Origin of the sequence: Gilliamella sp. B3892, assembly GCF_026536305.1 — a bacterium.
Classification (GTDB): Bacteria; Pseudomonadota; Gammaproteobacteria; order Enterobacterales; family Orbaceae; genus Gilliamella.
In genome coordinates, this window is the sequence record NZ_JAFNOK010000001.1 from 292,721 (window position 1) to 312,905 (window position 20,185).

Genomic DNA, 20,185 nt, shown 5'->3' on the forward strand with positions numbered 1-20,185 from the left:
GAAGAGTGGAGAACAATAATTATGTCAATTTTAATCAATAAAGATACCAAAGTTATTTGTCAGGGTTTTACCGGCAGTCAAGGCACTTTTCATTCAGAGCAAGCGTTAGCTTATGGAACAAAATTAGTTGGTGGTGTTACACCGGGTAAAGGTGGAACCACGCATTTAGGTTTGCCAGTGTTTAATACCGTTAAAGAAGCCGTTTTAGCGACCGGCGCAACTGCTAGTGTTATTTATGTTCCTGCGGCATTTGGTAAAGATTCTATTTTAGAAGCAATTGATGCCGGTATTGAGTTGATAGTCTGTATTACCGAAGGCATTCCTACTTTAGATATGCTAGTGGTAAAAGAAAAACTCATTCAAAAAAATGTCACAATGATTGGTCCAAACTGCCCGGGCATTATTGTTCCGGATGAGTGTAAAATTGGCATCATGCCGGGACATATTCATTTAGCCGGTAAAGTTGGCATTGTTTCTCGCTCCGGAACGTTAACGTATGAAGCAGTTAAACAAACAACAGATATTGGATTAGGGCAATCGGTTTGCGTTGGCATCGGTGGAGACCCAATCCCGGGAAGTGATTTTATTTCTATTTTAAAATTACTTGAACAAGACCCTAAAACTCAAGCAATTGTCATGATTGGTGAGATTGGAGGTAGCGCTGAAGAAGAAGCGGCGCAATATATCAAACACAATGTTACTAAACCTGTTGTTGCATACATTGCTGGCGTATCGGCACCTGCCGGTAAACGTATGGGACATGCAGGCGCTATTATATCGGGTAACAAAGGCACGGCAGAAGAAAAAACGAAAGCATTACAAGCAGCAGGTATCACGGTTGTTAGTAGTCTAGCAGATATTGGTGAAGCAGTAAAAAAACGTATTAAATGATCAATTTTTGATATTTATCAATTTTTATTCTCTAAATATTGTTGTACAATAAGCGTAAATAACGTTATAAATTTTGTGGGCATTTAAAGGATTAGGGAGCACCTATGTTAGATATCGTAGAACTATCACGCCTTCAGTTTGCACTCACAGCAATGTATCATTTTATTTTTGTACCATTGACGCTAGGTCTAGCGTTTATGCTTGCAATTATGGAAACCGTCTACGTTGTTAGTGGTAAGCAAGTCTGGAAAGATATGACTAAATTCTGGGGTAAACTTTTTGCTATCAACTTTGCTGTTGGTGTGGCAACCGGTTTAACCATGGAATTTCAGTTTGGTACCAATTGGTCTTATTATTCACACTACGTTGGGGATATTTTTGGCGCACCATTAGCTATCGAAGGTTTAATGGCATTTTTCCTAGAGTCAACTATGGTTGGTTTGTTCTTTTTTGGTTGGGACAGATTAAGCCGTGGTAAACATCTTATGGTCACTTGGTGTGTGGCATTTGGCTCAAATTTATCTGCACTTTGGATTTTGGTTGCAAATGGTTGGATGCAATTTCCAATCGGTTCAGATTTCAACCCGATCAACTCTCGTATGGAAATGGCGAACTTTTATGAGCTCATTACCAATTCAGTTGCGCAATATAAATTCGTTCATACTGTGGCAGCCGGTTACTTAACTGGGGCTATTTTTGTATTAAGTATTAGCGCCTATTATTTATTGAAAAAACGGGATGTTGGATTTGCTAAGCGTTCGTTTGCTGTGGCCGCCACATTTGGTTTTATCACCTCAATTGTTGTTGCTGTTATGGGCGATGAAGCCGGTCACGAAATGACGACCGTTCAGCCAGCAAAACTAGCTGCAATTGAAGCTGAATGGGAAACTCAACCCGCACCAGCATCATTTAATGTGATTGCTTTTCCTTCACAAAAAAATAAAGAAAATTTATTTGCTATTGAGATCCCATATGTAATGGGCTTAATGACGACGCGTTCAGTAGATACGCAAGTTATTGGTTTAAAAGATATCTTAGCAAGTAATGAAACAAGAATTCGTAATGGTATTTTAGCTTATACCAATCTGGAGAAAATCCAACAAGGTAGCCAAGATCCTGAGGTTTTAAAAGCATTTGAAACTTATAAAGCTGACTTAGGTTATGGTTACTTAGTCAAGCGATTTACCGATCGTGATAACTTAACCATTCCGCAAGCAACCGAAGCGCATATTAAAGCGGCTACTGAAGACTCAATTCCGACTGTTTGGCCTTTATTCTGGGCATTTAGAGGAATGGTTGGCTTTGGCTTGCTGATGATTTTAGGAACAGGTCTGGCATTATGGACAACGTATAAAAACAAGATTGGCGAAAAACGTTGGTTATCTCGTATGTTAGTACTATTTTTACCATTACCATGGTTAGCTTGTGAATGCGGTTGGTTTGTGGCTGAATACGGTCGTCAACCATGGGCAATTCAAGATATTTTACCAACTGGGGTGGCAAATTCATCCTTAACACCGGGTGAAGTGTTATTTACTATGGTACTTATTTGTGGACTTTACACGCTATTTTTAGTTGCTGAAATGTTCTTAATGTTTAAGTTTGCTCGTTTAGGGCCTAGCTCTTTAGGAACGGGTAACTATCATTATGAAAAAACACAATCAGTAACAGAATAGGACATAGGAGTATACACAATGATTGATTACGAAATTGTACGCGTCATCTGGTGGGTGCTGATTAGTGTTGTTTTAATCGGTTTTGTTATCACAGATGGATTTGATATGGGCGTGGGTATCTTATTACCTTTTATCGGCAAAACGGATACTGAACGCCGAATTATGATAAATGCTATTGCTCCCCATTGGGACGGTAACCAAGTGTGGTTGATCACCGCTGGTGCCGGCATTTTTGCCGCTTGGCCAATGGCATATGCGGCTTCGTTTTCTGGTTTTTATATTGCGATGATATTAGTGCTTTGTGCGTTATTTTTCAGACCAATTGGTTTTGATTATCGCAGTAAATTAGAAAATTCGAAGTGGCGAAACATGTGGGACATTGCTATTTTTCTTGGTAGCTTTGTACCGGCATTAGTTTTTGGTGTGGCTTTTGGTAATTTATTAGAAGGTGTGCCGTTTAGATTTGATAACTCTTATCGAGTATTTTATGACGGTAATTTCTTCGGTTTACTTAATCCATTTGCTATCTTGACCGGTATTGTCAGCTTAATGCTATTTGTTGCTCATGGTGGTGCATGGTTACAAATGAAAACATCCGGTGAGCTCTATTTAAGAGCACGTAAAGCTACACAAATTGCCAGCCTTATTATGATAGTGGCATTTATATTAGCTGGAGTATGGGTAATATTTGGTATCAATGGTTATGAAATTACCAGTGTGATTGATTACAATGGCACTTCTCATCCTTTAAGTAAAACCGTATCGACCGATGGTTCATGGTTAACCAACTATATGAATTATCCGATCTTATGGATCGTGCCTATTTTAGGTATTGTTTTACCATTATTAACGATTTTATGCTCCGGATTAAATAAAAATGGTTTAGTGTTTTTATTATCAGCATTAACTATCGCTTGTGTGTTATTTACTTATGGTATTGCAACGTTTCCGTTTATCATGCCATCGAGCATCATGCCAAATGCTAGTTTAACGATTTGGGATGCTTCATCAAGTCAGTTAACACTTAATATTATGTTAGTTGTTGTTTTAATATTTTTACCAATAATTTTGCTCTATACCACTTGGTGTTATATCAAGATGTTTGGACGACTTGATAAAAATCATATTGAAAATAACAAGCATTCACTTTATTAAGGAGCAATTATGTATTATGTATTATGGTTTGTAGGTCTTATTGCTGCTTGTATGCTTGCTGTTGTAACCGGCCTGTGGGTTGAACGCAATAGTAATGAAAAAGAAGCTGACGATAAATAAACATTCATTAATCAGTTGAAAGGTGGCATTTTGTCACCTTTTTAATTTTTAACTGAGGTAAGATGAGAATAAGTTATAAATGATAATTGTTTTCATTTAACTATTTTTATATCATAGTGCAGCAAATTTTATATTCATATATAATGAGCGCTAAATTTTACGGGTTCAAATATTAAATATGAAACAGTTCGACTGGAATGCAAGAGTCTATTATGAAGATACTGATGCGGGGGGCGTAGTTTATCATGCTCGATATCTCGCTTTTTTTGAACGCGCCAGAACAGAAATGTTAAGAGCGATCGGTATCAGTCAGCAAAAGTTATTACAAGAAGGTATTGCTTTTGTGGTTAAAAAGTTGGATATTAGCTACGACTTTCCAGCTCGTTTAGATGACATGCTAACTATCAGCAGTAAAGTTGAGCTAATTCGCAAGGCGTCTATTATTTTTAAGCAGACTATTTTTAATCAAAATAAGCAGGCTATCAGCACCGCTGATGTGGTTATTGCTTGTGTCGACATGACAAAAATGAAGCCATGTGCGCTTCCTAAGTCATTAGTTTTGGAGTTTATATAAGTGGAAAATCTTAATATTATTGATCTATTTTTACAAGCAGGTTTATTAGTACAATGTGTAATGTTACTGTTGCTTCTGTTCTCGGTAATGTCTTGGGCTATTATTTTTCAGCGAAGTAAAATATTAAACAAAGCAAAAAAACAAGTAGAGCAATTTGATAATAGCTTTTGGTCTGCTGATGATCTAAATGTTTTATTTGACAGAGCAAAATTAAACAAAGAAGATATTTGTGGTACAGAACATATCTTTTATTCAGGCTTTAAAGAGTTTTCTCGTTTATATCAAATTAATCCTAATATGCCGGAAGCCGCTTTAGATGGCGCATCACGTTCAATGCGTTTAGCAATGAACAGAGAATTGGATAATTTAGAGTTACATATTCCTTTCTTAGGAACTGTTGGTTCTATCAGCCCATATATCGGTTTATTTGGTACCGTTTGGGGGATTATGCATGCGTTTATCTCTCTTGGTGCAGTAAAACAAGCAACGTTACAAATGGTTGCACCAGGTATTGCTGAGGCGCTAATTGCCACCGCTATCGGTTTATTTGCCGCAATTCCTGCTGTTTTAGCTTATAATCGATTATCACTTAGCGTTAGTCGAATGGAACAAAATTATCTTAACTTTATCGATGAGTTTTCAGCAATTTTGCAACGCCAAGCAGTGGCAGTTAGGAAATAATTATGAGTAGACGTTCACGTTATACAACTAAGTCTGAAATTAATATCGTTCCGCTATTGGATGTATTATTAGTTTTAGTACTTATTTTTATGGCAACTGCCCCAATTATCAGCCAAAGTGTTGAAGTTGATCTACCGGAAGCATCTGAATCTAAAACCGTTTCACCTACTGAGAATAAACCGATTATTATCGAAGTGTCAGGTGTTGGGATTTACACATTAATCATTGATCAAGATCGGCTATCAAACCTACCGGAAGAACAGATTGTTGCTGAAGTTAAACAACAAATGTCGCTTAATGACAAAGCTGTTTTTTTAGTTGGCGGGGCTAAAAATGTTCCTTATGAAGAGATCATCAAAGCGTTGAATCTATTGCAATCTGCTGGTGTCAAATCTGTTGGATTGATGACTAACCCAATTTAAATAAACACAAACATATAAAAAGTGTCAGCGATGTCTAATAAGTTAAACTCAAAATTAAGTGTGCCGGTTTTAATATCGATTATTTTGCATGGAATTATCATTGTTATTTTAGGTTACCGTTTTATGCAAGACAGCGATGCTAACTTTGGTAGCATTAATGGAAATTCTATTGATGCAATTATGGTCGATCCTTCGGTCTTAAATGAGCAATATCAAAGGCAATTACAATCACAGATTAATCAGCAAAGCGCTCATAATCAACGACAAGAACAAATTAATAGTCAGACTGACGAATTTTTGCAAAAACAATTCGAACAGCAAGAGCAGCTGAAACAGTTAGAAAAAGAGCGTCAAGAGCTTGCTGAGAAACAAAGGCTAGAACAAATCGCTGCCAATGAGGCCGCCAAAGAAGCGGAAAGAGCCATCAAAGAAGCAGAAAAAGCAGTTCAAGAAGCAAAAGAAAGGGCTGCCAGAGAAGCAGAAAGAATCGCTCAAGAAGCAAAAGAAAAGGCCGAAAAAGAAGCGAAAGAAAGGGCCGAAAAAGAAGCAAAAGAAAGGGCAGAAAAAGAAGCGAAAGAAAGGGCTGAAAAAGAAGCAAAAGAAAGGGCCGAAAAAGAAGCGAAAGAAAGGGCCGAAAAAGAAGCGAAAGAAAAGGCCGCTAAAGAGGCAGCAGAAAAGGCCGCCAAAGAAAAAGCGGCCAGAGCAAGAGCTGAACAAGCTAAAAGAGATAAGGAGCTTAATCAACTTTTAGGCGGCCTAACTTCGGGATCTTCAAACTCGTCCAGTGGAACGCCTAATCGTAGAGGGGTTTCGAACGGGGAATTAGGTAAGTATATATCGTTAGTACAAACTGCTATCCGTAATAATTTTAATAATCCTAATGGGCTCTATAGCGGTAAAAATTGTATTTTAGAAATTCAAATTGCCCCTGACGGCTTACTTCTTAATGTCAATGCTAAAGGTGGAGATGATGCCCTTTGTCGGGAAGCATTGACAGCAACAAAATTAGCCGTGATCCCCAAACCAACCAGTGCGCTATATAATCAAGTAAAAACAATGACAATCGATTTCCAACCTAAATAGTTGTGATTTTTTACTTAAACGTAGAGTATTTCTGAAAGTTCTTGTCAAACAATAAAATTCAACATCTTGATTAACAGATGTTGAAAAACGATTAATCATCCCAATATATACGCTATTCATTCCAAATTAAGTTTTTATGTAAAAGAAGGAGCAGAATATGACAACAATTGTCAGTGTTCGTCGTAATGGGCAAGTAGTTATTGGTGGCGATGGGCAGGTAACATTAGGTGAACGTATTATCATGAAAGGTAATGCCAGAAAAGTTCGTCGTTTATACAATAACAAAGTAATTGCAGGATTTGCTGGTGGGACTGCCGATGCTTTTACACTATTTGAACTATTTGAGCGCAAATTAGAGATGCACCAAGGGCACTTAACTAAAGCCGCCGTTGAGTTAGCGAAGGATTGGCGAACAGATAGAATGTTACGCAAATTAGAAGCTTTACTTGCCGTTGCTGATGAAACTGCATCATTAATTATTACCGGTACGGGTGATGTTATTCAACCGGAAGATGATTTAATCGCAATTGGTTCTGGCGGTCCTTATGCACAAGCCGCAGCACGCGCATTATTGGATAACACTTCACTTTCAGCGCATGATATTGTGCAAAAATCATTATCGATAGCTGGTGATATTTGTGTTTATACTAATAATTTCCAAACTATTGAAGAACTCAATTATTAATTAATCTGATTTAAGAGAACTACTATTATGTCTGAAATGACTCCTCGCGAAATTGTAAGCGAATTAAACCAACATATTATTGGACAAGATAAAGCTAAACGCTCTGTCGCTATTGCACTGCGTAATCGTTGGCGCCGTATGCAACTTGATGAAGCATTACGCCATGAAGTGACACCAAAGAATATATTAATGATTGGTCCAACAGGTGTTGGTAAAACTGAAATAGCAAGAAGATTGGCAAAATTAGCCCATGCACCATTTATAAAAGTTGAAGCAACAAAATTTACCGAAGTTGGCTATGTCGGTAAGGAAGTTGATTCTATTATTCGTGATCTAACTGATTCAGCAGTCAAAATGATTCGACAAGATGCGATTGAAAAAAATCGTAACCGAGCTGAAGAATTAGCTGAAGATCGTATTTTAGATGTCTTAGTGCCACCGGCTAAAGATGGTTGGGGACAAGTTGAAAACAATAACGATTCAACTGCAAGACAAGCGTTCCGTAAAAAATTACGTGAGGGTGCGCTTGATGATAAAGAGATTGAAATTGAAGTTGCCGGCGTGAATATTGGCGTAGAAATTATGGCGCCTCCGGGAATGGAAGAGATGACTAACCAATTACAATCAATGTTTCAAAATTTAGGTGGACAAAAAACTAAACCACGTAAAATGAAAATTAAAGATGCATTTAAGCAATTGATTGAAGAAGAAGCTGCTAAATTGGTTAATCCTGACGATCTTAAACATGAAGCGATTGAAGCGGTTGAGCAAAATGGGATTGTGTTTATTGATGAGATCGACAAAGTTTGTAAACGTGGCAACTCATCTGGGCCGGATGTATCACGTGAAGGTGTACAACGTGATTTACTGCCTTTAGTTGAGGGTTGTACTGTTTCAACTAAACATGGTTCGGTAAAAACTGATCATATTTTATTTATTGCTTCCGGTGCTTTCCAAACTGCCAGCCCGTCGGATCTGATTCCTGAGTTGCAAGGTCGTTTACCGATTCGGGTAGAATTGCAAGCATTAACCAGTAAAGACTTTGAGCGAATTTTAACTGAGCCAAATGCCTCACTTACTGCGCAATACAAAGCATTGTTAGCCACTGAAGGTGTTAATATTGAGTTTACTGCAGATGGTATTGCGAAAATCGCTGAATCAGCATGGCAGGTTAATGAACAAAATGAAAACATTGGGGCACGTCGATTACATACTGTATTAGAGCGTTTAATGGAAGAGGTCTCTTTTGATGCCAGTGAACTTGGTGGGCAAACAATTACCATTGATGCTAAATACGTCAGTGATCACTTAGATAAACTTGTTGCGGATGAAGATCTAAGCAAATTTATTCTATAAAACCTGATTTGTCAGTCATAAAAAAGGTGAGTTAAACTCACCTTTTTTTATATCTGATAAACGTCTATTTAATATTACCTTCAACGTTTACTTGGTTATCAAAACGTTACTTTTTAAGTAAACCACCTAAAATATCAAGCGCTTTTGATTTTGTATTTGATTTATCTTTAGATCCACCATTCTCAATTTTATTGCGTAGTTTTTCTAAACGATCTTGTAATTTATCGCTAAATACCTCAGTAAGCACTTTGGCGATATCGAGTTGATAACGTAAATTAGCAAATTGACCATAAATGCGTAATGGTATTGTTATTTTTTGTAGCTTGGCTATCGTATCGCTTTTACTGTTCCAGCCACCTAACATTTTGATATTTAAATTCACATCTAAATCTTTTGCCATAATGCCAATTCGACCCGATCCATTAACGATATCAAGTGTTTCAGAATTTGCATTGACGGTATTTAGTTGAATATTACCATTGCTTATCGATGCGCTGGTTGAAATGTTATGAAACTCAGTATATTTTTTCTGATTTTCTGGCGTGATTGCATCTTTATTATATGCCGCTGCGGCATTTTCGATAATGCTTTGGATATTAAGATTATTAAGCCGAGCATTGTTAACACTAATATCAATATTACCTGCTAAAGAGCTGAGTAATTTTGCGCTTGAAAGCGTGCTGGCTTCTAATACCCCATTAGCGTTGACTGAACCTTCAAGATCATAAGCGGTTTGAATTTGATTAAAAAAGGTATTGAGATCAATATTAGTCGCTTTAGTGTTGAGTTTGATCAACGTATTTTTCTGTTTACCGTTAGCAACACCATTTGCCGAAACATGACCTTTGGCAAAGTCGAAATCGATATCTTTAATAGTTGCAATCCCGTCGTTATTTACCATATCAACTTTAAGATTATTAAGTGTAATCTTATCAGCGATAAGTTGCTTAATATTAAGTTGTGCTTTGGCATTAAAACTATTAAGAAAGTCTAACTCATTACTGGATTTTGTAACTTGCGATACAACCGGAGGGGTTTGTTGGACGGCTACATTATCCTTCGATTTTTGTTTTTGCTGTGAAAAGGAAGCGACATCGAGCTTGTTAGAATTGAGTTGTAAATCGATATAAGGTTTACTCTCTAATTTTGCGATTAGTGCTCCGGCAAAATGGTTGTCATTAACAGAAAAAGCAATATTTTGACTGCTCAGTTGCATAGGCTCTTTTTGATAATTGATAACTGCATTCAAATTACCTTTAAACACTTGGTCTGAGCTGGTTACGCCTTTATAGGTGTAATCAAATCGATTTAATTTAATCGTTGCCTTTTGTGGAAATTGGCTCATCTCCACGTTAGCGTTAATGGAATAATATAAATCTTGTTGATTTTTATCAACGTTCCCGGTTAAATCTATTGAAATATTCTTATCGTTGGATTGCTCAACTGTAAGATTGATATTTCTAAAGTTTATCAAATCATCATTGCGTTGGAGCGCGATTGTACTATCTGCAACTTCAAATTTATTAAAGGCAAATTTCCAGTTTGACGCACTTTTTTCGTTATTAGTTGTTGATGATTGATCGGTTGAATTATTCGATGTGCTTTGCTCACGATTTTTGGCCATATCGCCTTTACTTTCATCGGTAATGTTGATCATTGCTGATTTAATAAAAACGTTTTTAATTTCTAATTTCTTAGAAAAAAGCGGCATGAGTTCAACATCTAACCGCATATTATCCGCAGTTAAAATAGGTTTTTGTGCACCATGATCAGACAATTTTACCGAATCGGTTAATATACTTACTTGAGGCCAGATATGCCAACGCAGATCGCCTTCAATAGTTAACTCATAACCTGTTTTATCTTTTATTGTGTTTGAAATAAACCCACGGAAATTGTTAGGATTAACAAAAACTATCAGTGAAGCAATACTGATTACAACAACCAGAATTAAAATTAATAAAATAACCAATATCTTTTTGATCATATTAATGTTCCTATAGTAAGGTTATAAACTGTATTAGTCTTTATCAATACGACTGGCGACTGCGCCATGTTGGTCTTTATATTTTGCATCTTCTCTACGATTGTATGGTCTTGCTGAGGGGCCTGTTAATGTTTCAAAACTTAATGCGCCAATGGTCATGCCGGGTCTTAGCGCTAATGGTAATTTTCCTGAATTGTAAAACTCTAATACGATTTGTCCTTGCCAACCGGGATCGATCCGATGAGCCGTGACGTGCACCATTAATCCTAATCTTGCCAATGATGAACGACCGTCGAGCCAACCGACTAAATCATCGGGGATCGTCACCGATTCTAAAGTTACCGCTAATGCAAGTTCACCGGGGTGAAGATAAAAGGCATCACCTTCCGGTAATATCACTTCTTCGCTCATTACACGTTCTAGTACGGCGGATACTTCCTCCTTTGGACCACTTAAATCGATAAAAGGGGTGGTATGTTCCCTAAAAGTACGAAATTGATTGCCTAAGCGGACATCAACCGTTGCACCATTTATACAGCTTGCAGCTGGTTGTGGCGTAATTTTTAATTTACCACTTTGTAAATACGCTTCGATATCTCGATCGCATAATCTCATGAATTATCCTTAAATCTACTTTTTGGTCTATTTTAGCAGGTTCTTTAATTGGCGTCGATGCCGATAGTTTAAGGTTTTATTACCCATGCACGACCATAATGGTTATAAAATCCTGCAAGTTTGCCTGCTTTGTCGCCAATTCCTAGATAGAGATCAAAATGGTGTCCTTTAATCGCTCCGCCGACATCCAATGCCACCATTAAACGCACTTCACGTCTTCCACGATATTGCCCGTCGCTATCGAGTAACGGTACATCGACTAACACCACTGATCCAGTTGGAATTAATGATTTATCTGATGCAACTGACGCATTAGCAATTAAAGGCACAGCAGCAGCCCCTTTAACTTCGGCGTTGTATTGTGGTTTAAAGAACACAAAAGATCGGTTTTGAATTAATAGCGCCTTAAGCTGTTTTTCATTTTTGGTTTTTGCCCAATTTTTAATTGCTTGAATTGACATCTTATCTTTATCAATTTCGCCTTGTTCAACCAGTAATCGCCCAATACTTGAGTAGCCATGCCCATTTTTGCCACCAAAACAGAAAAATACTAAAGGGGTGCCATCTTCAAAATCAATATAAGCACTGCCTTGCACTTCCATAATAAAGTTATCCATTAGCGAGTCGCTGTAGGCAATTTCTAATCCTTTGCCATTTAAAGCACCATTATAGATCTGCTCACGGCTAGGTAATTGTCCTTTAAAACTATTGCTGGCTGGCATTTTATAGATTGGGTATTTAAATCTGCCTGTAGGTTTGTGCCGGGCTTTGATAACCGGTGTGTAATAGCCGGTTAAATGAACATTCCCATAGCCGTCTTGTCCGCCCATTTCGTAACTGTTTAGCCCAATTTTATCAAATTCATGTGCACCTAATGATCGGTTAATCCATGCATCAACCGCTTTATAAATATGTTCATTTTTTCGGTATAAAGAAGGCGAGGTTAACTTTATTTTTTCAACTTGAATAATATAATCGGAAATATTAACTGGCGTATCTAATTTGGGGTGACTAATGTTCAAAGCTAACGGTAATTGACCGTCTTGATACTGCTTTGTTTGTTTACCTGAACCGCTTTGGCAACCGGTCAGAAGTGATAATACAAGTAAAAGACATACGGTATAAATACGGTAATAGTGGTTGTTTTCTTTCATCTTAGCCATTATTTTTAGTCAGTTATTAATCATAGTTAGCTATGCTACACAATTCCATTATAAGAAACTACCAATAATTATCATTGATCCATAAAAAGTTTTCATAACATTTCAGCTTGCGATCTGGCGCCATAGACTTTATAGTCCTATACTCCCAAAAATTCGAAAATTGTAAAACGAAAGGTAATCAAAGCAATGAGTATCACATCCACAAACAATGATCTTAAGCGTAATCTCTCTAATCGGCATATTCAGCTGATCGCAATTAGTGGTGCAATTGGTACCGGCTTGTTTATGGGTTCTGGTAAGACCATTAGCTTAGCGGGGCCATCGATTATTTTTGTCTATATGATTATCGGCTTTATTCTATTTTTTGTTATGCGGGCAATGGGAGAGATTCTTCTATCCAACTTAAAATATAAATCATTCAGTGATTTTGCCAATGATCTATTAGGGCCATGGGCTGGATTTTTTACCGGTTGGACTTACTGGTTTTGCTGGGTGATTACCGGCATTGCCGATGTGGTTGCCATCGCTGGCTATGCTCAACATTGGTTCCCGCAATTACAATCTTGGATCCCGATGCTGTTAACGGTTATTTTATTATTAACCTTGAATTTATTAACAGTAAAAATGTTTGGCGAAACCGAATTTTGGTTCTCGATGATTAAAATTGTGGCGATCTTAGCTTTGATTGCAATTGGTTTGGTTTTAATTATTACCGCTTATCATTCAGAACAGACCAATACGACAGCGGCGTTTTCTAATCTTTGGGATTATGGTGGATTTTTTCCTCACGGCACTATGGGCTTTTTTGCCGGCTTCCAAATAGCCATTTTTGCATTTGTTGGAATTGAATTGGTTGGTACAACTGCTGCTGAAACCGTAGATCCTAACAAGAATCTTCCTCGTGCTATCAATTCTGTTCCGGCACGTATCATCTTTTTCTATGTTTTTGCATTAATTATTATTATGAGCGTAACGCCGTGGACATTTATTTCACCAAATAAAAGCCCATTTGTTGAGCTATTTACGTTGATCGGTCTACCTGCTGCGGCAAGTATTATCAATTTTGTTGTGCTCACATCAGCCGCCTCCTCAGCAAATAGTGGTATTTATTCAACTAGTCGGATGCTGTTTGGATTGGCTAAAAAACAAGATGCGCCTGAGCCTTTTGGTAAGTTATCACGTCGTTCAGTACCGGCAAATGGATTGCTATTCTCGTGCATGTGCTTATTAGGTGGCGTCGTACTTATCTATCTGGTACCGAATGTAATGGAAGCGTTCACTATTGTGACCACTATTTCAGCTATATTGTTTATGTTTATTTGGTCGATGATTCTTATTTCTTATATTGCTTATCGCCGCAAAAAAGCCGATTTGCATCAACAGTCATCGTTTAAGATGCCCGGTGGGATTTTGATGTGTCTTATCTGTCTGGCATTTTTTGCATTTGTTATTGTGTTACTGACGTTAGAAGCTGATACTCGCCATGCGCTAATTGCAACCCCTATTTGGTTTGTTATTCTTGGGGTAAGTTACTTTATTCGTTCATTGAAACGTCAATAAGCATCTTTTGTATCGGCAGCTTAGCTGCCGATAGCCTTCAATAAGTTATCAATTATCATTTATCTGTTTTTTATGTGTTTTTTGTGGAAAGATAAAGCTTGCAACAATACCCATGGCTAATATTGCCAATACAACATAAAGGCTGACAGTTGGGCTAATATCTATACCATATCCGAAAAGATGATTGCTGGCATTTAGCGCTAATTTAATTGCAATAAAAAACAGTAGACAGACAACCGCTTTACCCAAATGCACTAAATATTGCTGCATTGCTTCGAGAACAAAATACATCGTTCTAAGCCCTAAAATAGCAAATATCATGGCACTGTACACAATTAAAGGTTCTTGGCTAACGGCTATAACGGCAGGTACCGAATCAAAGGCAAACATGACATCGCTCAGTTCGATAACCACAATACAGAGAAATAGAGGCGTTGCATAAAAACGGCTTTTCGGCAGTTTATCTTTTAATTGACTATTTTCAGGTTTTGCCAGTTCAACCTTGACTTGCTCGCGTGTTAAAAAAAAGTGATGCCCAACAATTTTAGGAAAAGCAGGGAACAGGCGTTTGGCAATGCGATAAGCAAAATGGTTGGAGTAATCTTTTATCTGTTCATCATTGCCTTGATTTTTCAGCATCATAAAGCCCGTGAAAGCGACAATGACAGAAAACACAATTTCCATCCATGGCCCTAATGATAATAAACCGGTACCGATTATAACCAAAATAGCACGGAAGATAATTGCACCAATCACCCCCCAGTAAAGCAAACGGTGGCGATAATTATTTGGCACAGTAAACCATGAAAAAAGCGCCATGATAACAAAAAGATTATCCACCGAAAGGGCTTTTTCAAGTACATAGCCTGTGATAAATAGACTTGCCACTTCACCGCCATGATGAAGATATAAATAAAGCGCAAACACGAAAGCAACCGCTACCCAAAATAGTGACCATAAAATCGCATTGCTTAAGCTGATCGGTTTGTCTTTATGGTGAGCATATAAATCAATAATGATGGCAGTTAAGGCAAGCACAATAAATATAACAACCGTTTCTATTGGAAACCCTAATGAGTGTTGAATCATAGTTTTATCACCTAATTTTGAATTCTTTTTTGTAATAATTTAGCACGTTAAGGTAACGGATAATATTTAATTAAATATAATTTTAAAAGTGGTTGAGTATATATTGATAGGCATATCAAAAAAAGATATATTTATTGTCCCTATTCCATTGTTTCATTTAATAAACTATTCGAGCATATTGTAATGACAAATTTCAAAGTCTTTATTTTATTCCTGGTTTTATTCTTTTCTAATCTCTGCCTGGCTCAATCAGTCGAGCCGTATATTTCCACATTACCTAAGGGAAGTGATCTGTCAATCTTAGTGCAAACAGTGGATAGCAAACCTAAAACATTGGCAAAATATAAAAGCGACCAATTTAAGCAACCGGCAAGCACCCAAAAAGTGATAACCGCTTTAGCTGCTGTACTTGAATTAGGCAACGATTATCGTTTTGTGACTAAAATGCAAACGAGCGGCAGTATTAGCAATAAGCAACTTAACGGCGATCTGATTGTGCAATTAAGTGGTGATCCAACGTTTAACCGAGAAAGATTGAAAGCAATGATTGGGCAATTACGTCAAAAGGGAATTGAAAAAATTTCAGGGAAAGTGATTTTAGACACATCAATCTTTACCAGTCACGATAAAGCAGAAGGTTGGTCGTGGAACAATTTAACCGCTTGCTTTAATGCACCGCCTTCAGCGGCGATAATCGATGATAACTGTTTTTATGCAACTGTCACGCCAAATAAAGTCGGTGCGACAGCTTCGGTTTCGGTATCGTCAGGTATTCCGGTTATTGTGACAAGTGAAGTTAAAACCATTGCGGCAAAAAGTAAAGATTTACAAGATAAATATTGTGAGCTTGACGTAAAATATGCTGATAAAAATCGCTATCATTTAAAAGGATGTATTGCTTCAAGCTCTGATAAAACCGCGTTAAAGTTTGCTGTCATCGATCCAGTTGATTACTTTAGCGCTGTTTTAAAAAGCGAGCTTCAAAAGCAAAAAATAAGCTACAGCGGGCAAATCATTGAAAGAAACCAAAAGAGTAATGCAAAACTTACCTTATTAGCTTCAAGCCAATCAGCGCCGCTATCTGAACTGTTAACCGTGATGCTTAAAAAGTCTAATAACTTATATGCTGATACTATTTTTAGAACATTAGGCGCTCATTACTATAATGTGCCGGGTACTTGGCGTAATGGTGGTGATGCGGTGAAACAAATCTTACACAAAAAAGCGGGTATTGATCTGGAAAATCTGGTTCTTGCCGACGGTTCAGGCTTATCACGCCTCAATTTGGTAAGCGCTGATAAATTAATGGAAGTGTTGCAATATACTTTAGCGAAAAATAGTAGCTTAGGTTTGATTGAAAAACTACCGATTGCCGGCGTTGACGGCACATTGCAAAATCGTAAAAGTTTTAACCAGTCACCTTTCAAAGAGGCGATTATGGCTAAAACCGGTTATATACAAGGGAGCTATAATTTAGCTGGATTTATTAAAAAATCAGACGGTAAATATGTCGCTTTTGTGCAACTGCTAACCGGCTATCAAGCTGATACTAAAGGTGAGCCAAAAAATGGTGCGATTATGAAGTTTGAATCAGATTTTTATAAAAACTTTATCAAGTAATCTTATCGAAAAACTCAGAAAACATAGTTGTTTTTTACTAAAACGTATATGTTTTCTGAAACTTCTTGTCAAGCAGATGATTAAATGTTGTCTGCTAAAAATCCACCACTTTGATGTTTCCAAAGTTGCGCATAAAGTCCGTTTTTATCGAGCAATTGTTGATGTGTACCTTGTTCAATAATCTTACCTTGATCAAGTACAACCAATCTATCCATTGCCGCAATTGTCGATAATCGATGAGCAATGGCAATCACGGTTTTACCTTCCATTAATGTGTATAGAGATTCTTGAATGGCTTGTTCAATTTCTGAATCTAATGCACTGGTTGCTTCATCAAGCAGTAAGATCGGCGCATTTTTTAAGATCACCCGAGCTATGGCAATTCGTTGTCGTTGTCCACCGGATAATTTGATCCCCCGTTCTCCAACAAAGGCATCATAACCGGTTCTGCCATTCGCATCGACTAAGGTTTGAATAAAGTCATCGGCATGGGCTTTTTTAGCGGCGATGATCATCTCTTCTTCGCTGGCTTGATTATTGCCATATAGCAAATTTTCTCTCACTGAGCGGTGCAGCAATGACGTATCTTGGGTAACCATACCAATTTGTGAGCGTAAGCTCTCTTGAGTGACCGAAGCGATATCTTGCCCGTCAATGGTAATTTGTCCCTTTTGTAGATCGTAAAAACGCAACAATAAGTTAATCAGTGTTGATTTACCGGCACCTGAACGACCGACTAAGCCAATTTTTTCACCGGACCTGATTGTCAAATTAAGATCATCAATAATGGAGTTTTGAACTTTGCTATCATACGCAAAGTAGATATCTTTAAATTCAATTTTACCTTCAGTGACTTTAAGTGCTTTGGCATTAGGCTCATCCACCACTGTTTTCGCTGCTGAAAAGGTGTTAATGCCGTCTTTCACTACGCCAATATTTTCAAATAGTGAAGCCATTTCCCACATGATCCAGTGTGAAAAGCCATTTAATCGCAGTGCAACGGCTGTGGTAATGGCGATTGCGCCAATGCCGACAATTTGATTTGTCCAAAGCCAAAGCGCCACGCCTGTTGTGCCAAGTATTAATAATACTGAGAGTAAATGGTTGACGATTTCAAAACTGCTAACCAGTCGCATCTGTTTATTGACAGTGACGAGAAATTCATCCATTGACTCTTGAGCGTATTTGGCTTCATTGCCGGCGTGAGAAAATAATTTTACTGTCATAATGTTAGTATAAGCATCAGTTACTCGCCCGGTCATCGTTGAGCGTGCATCAGCTTGCATACTGGCAACTTTGCTTAAGCGTGGAATAAAGTAATACATCGAAATACCATAAAGCACACACCAAACTAAAAATGGTAGCAATAGCCACGGATCTAATTGACCGATGATAGCGGCCATGGTGATAAATGAGATCAGCACGTAGACAAATATATCTGCAACTAAAAAGCAGGTATCCCTAACTGCAAGCGCTGTTTGCATCACTTTTGCCGATATTCGTCCGGCAAATTCATCCTGAAAAAAGCGCATACTTTGGTTAAGGACTAAGCGGTGTAACTTCCAGCGCATTCTCATCGGAAAGTTACCGGCTAAAGATTGATGTTTAATAATGGTTTGTAATGCAACTATGACGGTACTGGCTAAAATGATTAAGCTAATTAATATCAAGGTTGCTTTTTCTTGTTGCCAAAATTGGCTTGGATCAATTTCAGATAACCAGTCAACAACTTTACCCAGAACGGCAAATAAAAAGGCTTCAAATGCGCCACTTAAACCGCTAAGTATAATTAATAGCAGCATAAAAAAGCGTATACCTTTAGTCGATTGCCAAATAAAACTAAAAAAGCTGTTAGCTGTCGGTTGCGGTTCATCTTTTGGATAAGGTGACACCAATTTTTCAAAAAATCGATACATATAAGACCTAATGAGTAAAAAGGTTAGATATTGATGAGAGCATCAATAAAATAAAAACGTGAGAAAAGTGCAGATATTTTTCTAATTTACTTTTGCACTAATGAATATTATGAATTAAATAAAAAAATCAATTGAGTACACACCTATCATTACTGAAATTAAGAAAAATTAATGGCTAAGCGAGGAAAAATGTTTAATTTTTCCTCTTTAATTGATTATATATTCAAAGGCGATAGATTGCTAATTATTCTATTAATATACGTCTTTAATTATTTGTACCACACGACCAACGATATGATATTTTTCAAAAAGCGCTTTAGGTACTTCAATTGTTGGATATTGATCGTTATTACAAATTAAAATCCACTTTCCGAGGGTTAAACGTATTTTTCTTAATAGAGTAAAATTTTCATACTCGATTAAATAAATGGCGCCGTCAATAATTTCGGTCAGTTCAGTATTAATAATCAAGCCATTGTTGTTTTCAATATCCGGTGCCATTAAATCACCTTTAGCCCAATAGATAATTAATTTTTTAATATCTAAGCCACGGTGAGAAGCCCAACCTTCAAGAACCGGATAATTCATAACTGGTGGTGTTTCACGCACATAGCGCTGACTTTGAGCCTCTTCTTTGGTGGGTAACTGTTTTTTATAAACTGGAATGCGATAGATATTTTCGTTGTGAACATCTTCATCATGTTTAGGATCTAATAAATCAAATTTATAGCCAGTTGCAAGCCAGTTAAAAGATACATTGCATTTTTCAGCAATCACCTCTAAACGGGTAAGCGAAGGGTAGGTTTTACCAGATAAATAATCACGTATGACAGTTTCTGACATATCACATTTTTTTGCGAAGGCAGAAACGGATAAACCTTGCATTGAGCTGTGTAATCTATCTTTAAATGTTTTGACATTGTTATTTTTAATCATACTCACTTCTATCTCGTTTTTCTTTTCTCATCCGTTCGTTAATTATAGTGCAAATTTTAGAACTTTTACATATTTGATTATATTAATAATTAAAAGATACGCTGTTTTTTCTTAAATTTCTGTGATTAATTCGTTTTATATTGTGAGTTTTGGTGTTCTTTTCGTTTAAAAATAAAAAGTACCGAGTATTTTTAGAAAAAAATCGAATTATTTTTTTCCGTTTATAAAATTGTGTTTTTCTGTGCTTTTTTAGTTACCGTATTGGTTTTTATTCTATTTTTGCTATTTATTTGACATTGATCAAATAATGTTGGGTGAATAAATCATCAAATCAAATATTTACAACTATATGTTTTTAAATAATTTATTTTGAATTTTGGCTGTTTTTATTAAATATAACAAACATCAAAGAAAAAACGTTGACTTAAGCGAAAAAAAATGGATAATAAGCAGGGTAAGGATTTTTCATTGTTTTCTTTCCTTATATTCCTTATATTTCATGTTGGCCTGTATAGTTTTATACAGGTCTTTTTTTTATTCTGTGTTAACTATTCCTGAAATCCTGCCCTAAAAAGAGTATAATCATTCACTTCATTGAAGATCTATTTTTCTAATCTAAATTTAAGCAAAATAGTGATATATCTTTATAAGAGGTT

The 20,185-nt window shown here is 36.9% G+C and carries 18 protein-coding genes; 12 read left to right on the forward strand and 6 right to left on the reverse strand.

The window, feature by feature from the left end; translation table 11 throughout:
• Window positions 1–21 precede the first annotated feature (21 nt).
• The 10 genes from sucD (at window position 22) to hslU (ending at window position 8,643) form a co-directional block, all read left to right on the forward strand.
• A complete protein-coding gene (gene sucD, locus J3U74_RS01275) occupies window positions 22–891 on the forward strand; it encodes a succinate--CoA ligase subunit alpha (RefSeq protein WP_220217923.1) in 870 nt (289 codons plus the stop codon).
• Between the two features lie 104 nt (window positions 892–995).
• Complete coding sequence (locus tag J3U74_RS01280; RefSeq protein WP_267329578.1) at window positions 996–2,567, forward strand: cytochrome ubiquinol oxidase subunit I; 1,572 nt, start codon at window positions 996–998, stop codon at window positions 2,565–2,567.
• A gap of 18 nt (window positions 2,568–2,585) precedes the next feature.
• Window positions 2,586–3,722, forward strand: coding sequence for a cytochrome d ubiquinol oxidase subunit II (cydB, locus tag J3U74_RS01285; RefSeq protein ID WP_220217921.1), 1,137 nt, complete (start codon window positions 2,586–2,588; stop codon window positions 3,720–3,722).
• 9 nt (window positions 3,723–3,731) lie between these two features.
• On the forward strand, window positions 3,732–3,842 hold the full coding sequence (locus tag J3U74_RS01290; protein ID WP_220217920.1) for a cytochrome bd oxidase small subunit, CydX/CbdX family: 111 nt from the start codon (window positions 3,732–3,734) through the stop codon (window positions 3,840–3,842).
• A 178-nt stretch (window positions 3,843–4,020) separates the two neighbouring features.
• A complete protein-coding gene (gene ybgC, locus J3U74_RS01295) occupies window positions 4,021–4,416 on the forward strand; it encodes a tol-pal system-associated acyl-CoA thioesterase (protein ID WP_220217919.1) in 396 nt (131 codons plus the stop codon).
• Window positions 4,417–5,097, forward strand: coding sequence for a protein TolQ (gene tolQ / locus J3U74_RS01300; protein WP_255556124.1), 681 nt, complete (start codon window positions 4,417–4,419; stop codon window positions 5,095–5,097).
• Window positions 5,098–5,099: 2 nt separating this feature from the next.
• Window positions 5,100–5,519: a colicin uptake protein TolR gene (gene tolR / locus J3U74_RS01305; protein ID WP_220217918.1), complete on the forward strand. Its 420-nt coding sequence runs from the start codon at window positions 5,100–5,102 to the stop codon at window positions 5,517–5,519.
• 30 nt (window positions 5,520–5,549) lie between these two features.
• The gene (gene tolA, locus J3U74_RS01310) at window positions 5,550–6,602 is read left to right on the forward strand and encodes a cell envelope integrity protein TolA (protein ID WP_267329577.1); all 1,053 of its coding nucleotides are present in this window, start codon (window positions 5,550–5,552) and stop codon (window positions 6,600–6,602) included.
• 157 nt (window positions 6,603–6,759) lie between these two features.
• Window positions 6,760–7,287 carry an ATP-dependent protease subunit HslV gene (gene hslV / locus J3U74_RS01315; protein ID WP_220217916.1) on the forward strand — a complete coding sequence of 176 codons (528 nt, stop codon included), beginning with the start codon at window positions 6,760–6,762 and terminating at the stop codon, window positions 7,285–7,287.
• Window positions 7,288–7,314: 27 nt separating this feature from the next.
• Window positions 7,315–8,643, forward strand: a complete 1,329-nt coding sequence (gene hslU, locus J3U74_RS01320) for an HslU--HslV peptidase ATPase subunit (RefSeq protein ID WP_255556123.1) — start codon at window positions 7,315–7,317, stop codon at window positions 8,641–8,643.
• A 106-nt stretch (window positions 8,644–8,749) separates the two neighbouring features.
• Here the strand turns inward: hslU and asmA are convergent, their stop codons facing one another.
• The 3 genes from asmA to mltA all read right to left on the reverse strand — a co-directional run bounded on the left by asmA (window position 8,750) and on the right by mltA (window position 12,408).
• The gene (gene asmA, locus J3U74_RS01325; RefSeq protein ID WP_267329576.1) at window positions 8,750–10,630 is read right to left on the reverse strand and encodes an outer membrane assembly protein AsmA; all 1,881 of its coding nucleotides are present in this window, start codon (window positions 10,628–10,630) and stop codon (window positions 8,750–8,752) included.
• A 33-nt stretch (window positions 10,631–10,663) separates the two neighbouring features.
• Window positions 10,664–11,245 carry a dCTP deaminase gene (dcd, locus tag J3U74_RS01330; protein WP_267329575.1) on the reverse strand — a complete coding sequence of 194 codons (582 nt, stop codon included), beginning with the start codon at window positions 11,243–11,245 and terminating at the stop codon, window positions 10,664–10,666.
• Between the two features lie 68 nt (window positions 11,246–11,313).
• Complete coding sequence (gene mltA / locus J3U74_RS01335) at window positions 11,314–12,408, reverse strand: murein transglycosylase A (protein ID WP_255556121.1); 1,095 nt, start codon at window positions 12,406–12,408, stop codon at window positions 11,314–11,316.
• 159 nt (window positions 12,409–12,567) lie between these two features.
• Between mltA and cycA the strand changes: the two genes are divergently transcribed.
• The gene (gene cycA, locus J3U74_RS01340; RefSeq protein WP_324099764.1) at window positions 12,568–13,968 is read left to right on the forward strand and encodes a D-serine/D-alanine/glycine transporter; all 1,401 of its coding nucleotides are present in this window, start codon (window positions 12,568–12,570) and stop codon (window positions 13,966–13,968) included.
• Window positions 13,969–14,016: 48 nt separating this feature from the next.
• Here the strand turns inward: cycA and J3U74_RS01345 are convergent, their stop codons facing one another.
• Complete coding sequence (locus J3U74_RS01345; RefSeq protein WP_267329574.1) at window positions 14,017–15,057, reverse strand: TerC/Alx family metal homeostasis membrane protein; 1,041 nt, start codon at window positions 15,055–15,057, stop codon at window positions 14,017–14,019.
• A gap of 183 nt (window positions 15,058–15,240) precedes the next feature.
• On the opposite strand from J3U74_RS01345, the gene dacB reads away from it, so the two are divergent.
• Complete coding sequence (gene dacB / locus J3U74_RS01350) at window positions 15,241–16,677, forward strand: serine-type D-Ala-D-Ala carboxypeptidase (RefSeq protein WP_267329573.1); 1,437 nt, start codon at window positions 15,241–15,243, stop codon at window positions 16,675–16,677.
• Window positions 16,678–16,757: 80 nt separating this feature from the next.
• On the opposite strand, the gene J3U74_RS01355 is transcribed toward dacB, so the two are convergent.
• Window positions 16,758–18,593, reverse strand: coding sequence for an ABC transporter ATP-binding protein (locus J3U74_RS01355; protein WP_267329572.1), 1,836 nt, complete (start codon window positions 18,591–18,593; stop codon window positions 16,758–16,760).
• A gap of 252 nt (window positions 18,594–18,845) precedes the next feature.
• On the reverse strand, window positions 18,846–19,529 hold the full coding sequence (locus J3U74_RS01360; RefSeq protein WP_220217909.1) for a LexA family transcriptional regulator: 684 nt from the start codon (window positions 19,527–19,529) through the stop codon (window positions 18,846–18,848).
• Window positions 19,530–20,185: the final 656 nt, after the last annotated feature.